This is a genomic window from Algoriphagus sp. (genome assembly GCF_024642405.1).
GTDB lineage: Bacteria > Bacteroidota > Bacteroidia > Cytophagales > Cyclobacteriaceae > Algoriphagus.
The window spans coordinates 1-9332 of record NZ_JAHEBC010000150.1; the positions used below are offsets into that span (position 1 = coordinate 1).

Here is a 9332-nt window from a genome sequence, read left to right on the forward strand (position 1 = left end):
CCTAATCCAGTTCCCGATCCAGTTGGCTTTGTGGTAAAGAAGGGCTGGAAAATCTTTTCTATGATAGAATCTGGAATTCCATCTCCGTTGTCCTTTACTGATAGCTCAACTCCCTTTTTGGTCTTTCTTGTACTCACAATGACCTCTGGTTGGTAATTCTCTGTTTCAGATTTTGCTTTCTCACCAACTGCATAAAATGCATTATTTACAAGATTGAGAATTACCCTTCCTATATCTGATGCTACTACATTTGCCTTTGGTAATTCAGGGTCCAGTTCTAATTTAAATTTGGTGTTAAAGATTTTGTCCTTTGCACGAAGACCATGATAAGAAAGTCTTACAAATTCATCTGCCAATACGTTAAGGTCTGTAGGTATTTTTTCGCCTTTACTGCTCCTGCTATGCTCTAGCATTCCTTTTACTATGGAATCAGCACGTTTCCCATGAGAAGTGATTTTAGAAAGGTTTTCTTTTAAATCGCCTCCAATGGCTTTTGCTTCCTGAATATCCCCTTTCTCCAGTTCTTGATTCATCTCATCGACCAATTCAGTACTGACTTCAGAAAAGTTGTTAACAAAATTCAGAGGGTTTAGAATTTCATGAGCGATACCAGCAGTAAGTTCACCAAGTGAGGCCATCTTTTCAGATTGGATAAGCTGGGCTTGCGTGGATTTTAATTTATCATAAGCTGATTCCACATTTTCCCGCTGAGTTTTGATCTCTTCTTTTTGTATTTGAAGTAAACGATTTGCTTTCTGTTTGCTTAGGTTATTTCTATAAAGGTAAATGCTGATTATAATAAACATGATCAACACAGCTAATGAAGCAAAAATGATAATTCTTTGGTTAAATACTGCTGCGTTTTTTAATTCAGTGTCTTTTTGAAGTAACTCTATTTCAGCCTCTTTTTTGTTTAGCTCAAATTCGAATTGAAGCTGCTGGTTCATTTGTAAGGTACTCGTTTGAGCAATTATCTCTTTGATTGATTTTGCTTTGATTTCATTTTCATAAGCCTCCTTATAATTTCCCGTTAAAGCATGTGTCTCTGCCAAATTTTGATACACATCCACTAATTCATTTTTGACATCTATCTCGGTTGCAAATGATTTGGCTTTTTCTAAACTACTGAGAGCTCCATTTAAATTCCCTTGTTTTCTTTGGGTTTTTGCTAAGCCAATAAGGCTTTGAGTTGTTTCATATTTGGCATCTAAATCCTCAGATATTTCTAATGCCCGTCTATGAAAATCATAAGCTTTATCAAAATTCCCTAACGAGGAATTAATTTCTCCTAATTGGGTTAGCGGGAAAGTTGCATCAATAGTTCCATCACAAAGTTGCAAAGCCATTTGATGGAAATAGGTAGCTGAATCATAGTTCGATTCTAAAAAATATACTTCGCCTATATTCATTGCTGCAATGGCTATTCCCAATTCATAATCTATTCCCTCAAATTCTTCCAAAGATCTCTTGAAAAAAGACAGAGATTCATTGATCGTTTTTTTGTTCTTAGAATATACAGTTCCGATATTATTAAGAGAGGTGGCTATCCTTAATTTGTTATCAACTTCTTCCGAAAGCTTCAGAGATTCAAAATGCAGTTCTAATGCTTTCGTGGTAAACCCTAACTTATAGTATATGGATCCAAGATTACTAAGGATGTTAGCTTCACCAGTTTTATCCCCAATTTCCCGGAAAATTCTTAATGCTTCTTGAAAGGCTAAAATTGATTCTTGAAAATTTCCTTGTTGGTCGTAGGCAATTCCCTTGGTCTTATATGCATTCGCCAAGCCGTTATTATAGTTTATTTTTTCTCCTAATCGAATTGCTTCATCTAAATAGAAAATAGAATTATTTAGATCTGAACTAAGAAGAAATTCCATTCCCAACTCCAAATAGTTAGAAACTTTTACACTATCGTCATTTAGATTATCGATAGATTTTAGCAAACTATCTGCCCGGGTGTTTTGGGCGAAACTTTTATTAAAAAATGGGAAAGAAAATAAAAGTATAACTAGTAAATATTTAAAAATCGTCATATATCAGTCTCTGTTCCTATGAAAATGCTTTTCACTTTAAATTGTAAAGATTGGTAATTTTAAACTTACTTCTTCTTGCATTCAGAAATTCCAAATAATTAGCCAAAAAAACAAACTTGTCCTTTCTTTAAGATCAAGAACATATAATTCCGGACCTTGATCTGAAACTCTTAATGAGAATAATTTATTTAATTATTACATCAGTTGTCAACCCTCATATTTATTCTACTTACTGGATTCAAAGCTTCAGAGGTTATTGTATACAATTTGAAAGATAGAATTTGAGATACTTAAATTTTATTAAATCTATAAATGAAAAAGAATGGAAGTTAATTCCATTCTTTTTCTCTTTCAATAGGGGTTCCCTTTTTTAGGGATCTTTGATTACATGGATCGATTTTATTCCATTTACTGTATTGATATTGATCATATAAAAACCAATATGCATTTGCGAGAAGTCCAATTCGAGACGGCTTTCGTCTGCATGCCAAATTCTAGGTAATTGATGGATCCTTCCCATTGCGTCAAATATTACCAATGAATAGTCATTTGGCTCCTCTTCCACAAGACCCTTGAGACTGATATTCAATCTGTTGCTTACTGGATTAGGATATGCTTTTAGTTCACCTTGTGTTTCTTCTTTCTCAAGAGAAGAATTTTTATCTGAAATAGACAATTCGTTGATGGATTCACTTGATATTGGTTTTTTCCTTGCATTAGTTTCCCATTCTGCCACAAGCGGTCTTATTGCTATGGCCTGAGCAACCCAGTGTTCGCTCAAGGAAGCAGTGGCGCTTAAATCCCCAGTTTTTCCAGCTTCACTTTGAATATAATAGGACATCATATTAGAAGTTAATCCTTGCTGATTATTTGGGTCATCATAAACTTCGATTGTACCTGCTGGAGGCATCCAAGTTGCATTTTTCTTATTGGTGTAGAAAAGCATCACCATGGTATTACAATCAATAGTTGTCAGTGAAGGTGCTGTTGCAACTAAATTCTGGGATCCTGAAGCTCCACTAAATGCAACGATAGGCCCATCAGGATGATTGACGTCTGCTCCACTTACTTTTGTTATTCCCATAGTCCATTTAGGGGCCTGATTGATTCGGAACCCATAAGTGTCTGGCTCATTAGAATCTTTTACTACTTTATAATAAGTAGCCATAGAAACTTGGTTTAGCTGACTGACACGCTGAATAAGAACCCAACCTTTATCAAGTGGTGTAACTGAAGGAGCTTGACCTTTTTCAAACATTAATCCTACAATCAAAAGATCTCCGATTTGGGTATTGTCAGGTTTTTTAATGGTGGCAGGATTACTGGTATTTCCGGCTCCCATTGCTGTTTCAAATTCCTCTACTTCTGGAGCTTCATTTACACAACCTACAATCAACAGCGGATCATATTCAGAAATTGCCGGATCGTAGTTTTCATTACCTATAAAATTAGCACGTACCTGGTATGTACCAGGGAATACGGGGGCAGAAGTTGTTGGTCCATAGCTTGTTTCACCAGTTCCCGAATATTCAATTATAATTAGGTTTTGGTCAAGTAAATCTTCAATTCCACCTATTCCATAGGCAAAGGCAGTTGCTTCAAAAGGTTGTCCGTTATATTCAAACTTACCACCGGTTACAGATACTGTTGGTGTTGCTTTTTCTACCGTTAATAGACCTTTGTTAATAGTTCCTATGGTATAGTTGGAAGGCTCAATTAAACTGATGATCGGATTCAATTCATAATTGCCTGCTTCGATCAATCCTTCTGTTGAAAATACCAACTCATTTTTCAATAATGAATAAGAGACAGATTCTACAACGGATTCTTCATTATCATCGAGCACCACCTCATTCCCTTCTGGATCAAGGAAACTGGTACTCACTTCAAATCCCTCAAATTCAGTAGCAAACTCAGGTGTTGTGTCACCGTATTCGATTTGGTTAGGTGAAGCAGCTGTAGTTGCTGTAAGGGTAGCAGGAGTAATTGTTAGATCCGCAGGAAGATAAGATGTGATCATGTTTCTTGATTCGTAGGTTCCCGGAATAATTATGTGTTGTCCGACATCCGTTCCTGTCACCAGAGTAATTGAGAAGAATTCAAGATTAAAATCATTATCATCCTCACCAATTTCTTCCCCGAAGTCATAGTATTTTCCTATTTCCGAATTTTCACCCTCTTCTGCTAATTCTAAATCTTTTTCTCCAAAAATGACCAGGCTATTGTCTTCCGATTCGTTCTCTGAACCCCCGGTACTATTGATAATTGTCCTTGAGTTAATGATAGTTCTTCCATTAACTATCGTCCTAGCATTGATGATCGTTCGCCCGTTAATAATTGTTCTACCATTTACAATGGTTCGTCCATTGATGATGGTTCGTGCGTTGATTATTGGCCTTCCATTGATGCTTACTTCTTTTAACTCTTGATCTTCAGGATTATCGAGGTAATCCAAATAAGAGTCGGCTGAAACATCAAACGCAGAATTTATAATCGGTCTTCCATTAATAATGGTTCGCCCGTTAATAATAGTTCTTCCATTGATGATGGTTCGCCCACTCACCATAAAGCTTTTATTGATAAAGCTCTCCTTGTTGATAATTGGCCTACCATTAAAAATTCCCAATGGAAGGCTGTTATCATCTGGCTTTTTGGCCAATCCAAGATCAAGCACATATTGGCTGATAATACTATTCTTTAATCCTTGGACATCAGTTATTTTTATCTCTCCGTCAGATTCAATCAGGTCATCTGCTATAATAACTTCATATCCTAAAGCATCGCTTATTGACTCTCCATACTTTAAATTCAGATCCACTGGTTTAAGCGTAATGGGTAAAGATTCTACCTTTACGATACCTGGACCATAGTTGCCGAAATCATCATTTGTTCCATCATAAAGTAGACTTCCATCTTCCTGAATCTCTCCAACATAATTGAAAAAATCGGAGAAAGTAAATCCTGTTTGAGAATGGGAAGCAGTGATAACATAAGTTCCAACTTCTGCCAAATCCCCAGTGATTGGACTGGATAATGAGAGAGGCAATAAATTGTTGTCTTGATTTTCCAGATTCAAGGTAAGACCAACTTCTTCTAAAGTTAATTCACTCTTTACCCAATTTCCTTCAACCAATTCATAGACACTAGCTGTAAAAGGCTTTAATACCTGCGCATATTTCTTAGTCAGATCATCCGCTCTGATTGCGATAGTTCTTTTGACGATATCAAAGAAGTATTCTGGACCGGCTGTTCCACCATCTAGTCCGCTGTCTGAAATTGCATTATTCACAACGGTGACTCCAGGGTTTCCCTCGAATTCGGGGATTGTAACTTCCAGATAACCAAATCCTTGATCATCAATCCCATAGATTGCATTTAATTGTTCCTCTCTTAAATAAACATTTGAACCTTCATATAGATTAGTTCCCCTTATAATCAACTGAAACTCGACTTCTCCAGGTGTAATCTCTTCACCATATACTAATTCTATGTTATCAGGATTGGGAGCGGCGAGGGATAACAACGCCTTATCCGCTCTGACAAGTCCGGAACCCGATTTGAAATCATCTCCTGCTTCATGCATATCTTGAGCAGTAGATTTAAGGACTCTTCGAATATCATCCGGCAAACTTTCACCAATTCCTCCGATCCAATCAGCAGGATTGCTTTCAGGATAATACTTAACTCGGGCTTGTTTCACCAAAGCTGCAATAGCTGCGGCATGAGGGGCAGCTGCTGAGGTACCATAGAAGTTTGGAAAATCATCATTCTCCAAATTGGGAGCGCCAAAGTTTACGGTTGTGTTGACTCCATTTGGTGCGGTAAAATCTGGTTTGTTTCGTATCTCACCATTGGTAGTTGTTCCACCTCTGGAAGAGAAGGTAGCTACAGTAAAAGGTTCGGTTCCGCTTGGTACTAGTTCAGGGTCAAATCCAAATACTGAAGTATTGGCGTAAAGAACAGCTCCAACGGTCATTGCTCCTTCCGCATTTGCTTGCCCAACAATAGTAGAAGCATTTATTCCATTCTGATCATTTGGATCTAATTCACCTCTGAAAACAACATACTTAAACTTGATTCCAGTGTTAGAATCTAAATCAGTACAACTCTCACATTCTCTTGCAATTAATAATTCAACAGTGGTTTCCTCTGTAACCGTAAAAGAAATTATTTCAATTGGGTCGCCATCCGTATTATCTCGATTAAAGCCAAAAAGAGGAACTCCAAAGTCTTTGAGATAGATATCAAGGTCATATAAGCTGCCTATTTGATCTATTGAATAAAGTGGATCCTCCCATTGGAGTGCAATCATATAAACCGCTGGGCCATTTTCTCCAGGGAATACTTTGATAGATTGAGTGGTGTTTCCATTACTAAATTGATGCACTCGGCCTTGCTCGGTCCAAGTCCCAAGATTCAGAGGTAAATCAATTTCGGGATCGATAACAGGTGTAAATACTCCCTCAAAAGACTTTGTTCCAAAATTTCCCGCTGAAGTAAAATAAGAGACCCCATTTGCAGTAACTTCATTGACTGCCTTTGCTACTTTTCCGTCCCTAAAGATAGGCTCAGTCATATACGCAATATCATCCACAAGAATATCACTACCTGCCGCTCCAAGATCTCTTATCCCTTGTGCAAAATCTCCTGCTGTAAGCACTCCCGTTCTGAAGCCTAGTTCTGCACCCGGGGCTATATCATGAACAATTTGCATCATTGCACGACCTTCATCTGTACCAGTTCCAAATCGACTTGGTAAGTCTCTCAAAAAATATGTGCTGGCAGGTAAATCACCATTGGAAATATCTGTCGCCAACGTGTTTACACCCGCATCTGAACGAGTGGCATAGCTGTCAGAAAGTATTCCAATTTTGATTCCGGTTCCGTCAATAGGTTGATCCCCTTCAAAATGAGAATAACCTGCTCTTACAAGGTTCGATCGCATGACTCGATCCCCCTGAGTGGTAGTTACCCCTTTATTTGGGACAGGGGGGATAGCAGGGCGTACATAATTAATTATCTCATAATATTGATTCAATTCCAATAGATTATCGATTGGGAAAAATCCAGCGATGATCAAAGAATTCGAATCTTGTTTTAACTCATTTTCGGTGGGAGTGACGAACCCTAAATTTTCGAGAATAGCTTTAGCTTCATTAAATTTGTTTTTTATGTAGATTACTTCGATAAGAACTTCATCTCCATCTATATAAAAGACTTCATTGCTTTCTACGACTTGACCCTGTCTAAAAATTTCATTCAAGGCACTTAATTCAGAACCTATAATTTCATAGACTTTTCCTTGTGAACAGATGCCAAAGATCTGACGGTCATTTACAGTCACTGTAAAGGTTTCAGTGCTGCCACAATTACCAATTGTAGAAACCTCTATCTCATCCCCATCCGTAACCAAAACAGACTCAGGGTTCTCAATCTCCAGACCGTTTTGTTTAAAAGTAATTTCTCCAAAATCTACAGAAACATAATTATTTAAGTTAGCAAAAGCTGTATTTCCACCATTTTCTATGCTGCAGAGTACGGCATCAACAACGGATAAAGTCGGCGGGGAATTTAGAGTTACATCAAGATTGCATTGAGTTGGGAAACAAGCGCCTATATTTTCTATTTCAACAGATATGTTTCCAGAACTTAGCCAATTCACTAAAACAGTGTTGGTTCCTTGCCCTGATAAAATTTCTCCATTCCCTTCAATTGACCATACATAGGAAGATGCTCCCTCCTTAACTGTGTAGGTTGCTGTTGAGCCTACACAAACTTCAAGGTCTCCTTCAATACTGCATTCAGTATCAAAGTCAATTACCTCCGAAGCGGCCTGTACGGAACTGCTTTGGCTTCCAACAGATTTTCCATTCAGTGAAACAACCCGGGTATGGTATGGAGATCCATTAATACTGGAAGCTGAATTGCCCTCACCCCAATCTTGTGCCTTTGCAATATGTCCCCCCCATGCTATTACAACAGAATTATTTGCACCATTTTCCCCAGAAACCAAAAAAGAAATACTGAGCCTTGTTATTGTACTTGAAAGCAAATTACTTTCCTGAAGGACATATTTTATCTCTCCAAAAGTTCCCCCATAAATCGCAATTTTCCTTTCTTCTTCAGAAAGTTGATTAAAACTGTCTAAAGGTTGGGGAGTTCCATTGGGAGTAGGTATTACTCCAAAACTTGGATTTCCAGAACTTGGTATTACTTCTTCACAGATTCTATCAAAATTTGTGATAAAATCGATTGCATTCTTTTCTTCTTTGCTAGTGTCCCATTCAATCTCTACTGTATGAGTGCCTGCCTTTAATTTAGAAATAGTCAAACGGTAAGGAATGGATTGTCCTTCAAAAAAATGGCTATTACTGGAATTTGAATTTCCTGTAGCCCAATTAACTGGGTTTACGGGACCTTTATTCATCCCGCCATTCTGACCTTGCTCAAGTTTAATTGATTGGGCATTCGAAAAATTAATTGCAAGTAGAAATACTATCACTAGACCCTTGCCAAATGTGAATAGTTTATGCATAAAATTTTTATGTTTAGAGAGATAAAATATTAAGTGTAAAATCGATTCGGATAAAATCTATGACCAGTTTGGATATGGTTACATTATCATTTTTTATTATAAAAAAAACAAAATTGCTAGTGCAAAATACATTTTAAAATAGTGTTTTTTGTTGAGAAAAGGAAAAATTACCCTTTTTGAAAAAAAGAAAAATTCAAAGATTTTTTTTACAAGACTAATCCTTTAAAAAATTATATTATTTGGATTTTATTTAATGATTTTTGAAATATAACATTAATGAAAAAATAAATTTTTTATTGCTTTTTATAAGCCTGAACAAGATGAAAATGCCTAAATAATAATCATAAGGCTGATTTTGGAAAATAATTTATAGCTGGTATTTTTTCAATAGGCTTGAATTAAAGTTTTGTTTGAACCCTTGATTGTGGGCAATTGATTTCCTTGAAAATTTTTAATGAAATTGAATTGTGCAATTGATTTTTCTTAGAATCAAATTCAAAGATTCGAAATGATAAAACTTCCTGGTTTCTAAAAAATAGAATAATTACTTAAGCCTTCTCTTTCCAATAAGACCACTAGTATAATGGATTCGGAGCTTTATTTATTGATCAAAAGGAAAATAAGCCAAATAAGCTTTACGTGAATTTTAGAGAGGTAAAATAATTACAAACTCTGAAAACAACCCTTCTTCTGAATTCACCTTTAACTCCCCTCCATGCGCTTTTACAATATCATAAGATAGCGATAATCCCAGTCCCGTT

Annotated in this window: 2 protein-coding genes; both read right to left on the reverse strand. The window is 36.6% G+C overall.

Features of this window, described 5'->3' with window-relative positions:
- Positions 1-2036, reverse strand: a 2036-nt coding sequence (locus Q0L68_RS12075; protein WP_296703412.1) for a tetratricopeptide repeat protein, incomplete at its 3' end; no start/stop codon positions are given.
- A gap of 370 nt (positions 2037-2406) precedes the next feature.
- Positions 2407-8571 (reverse strand): S8 family serine peptidase, encoded by a 6165-nt coding sequence (locus Q0L68_RS12080; RefSeq protein WP_296703415.1) that lies wholly within the window; start codon positions 8569-8571, stop codon positions 2407-2409.
- Positions 8572-9332: the final 761 nt, after the last annotated feature.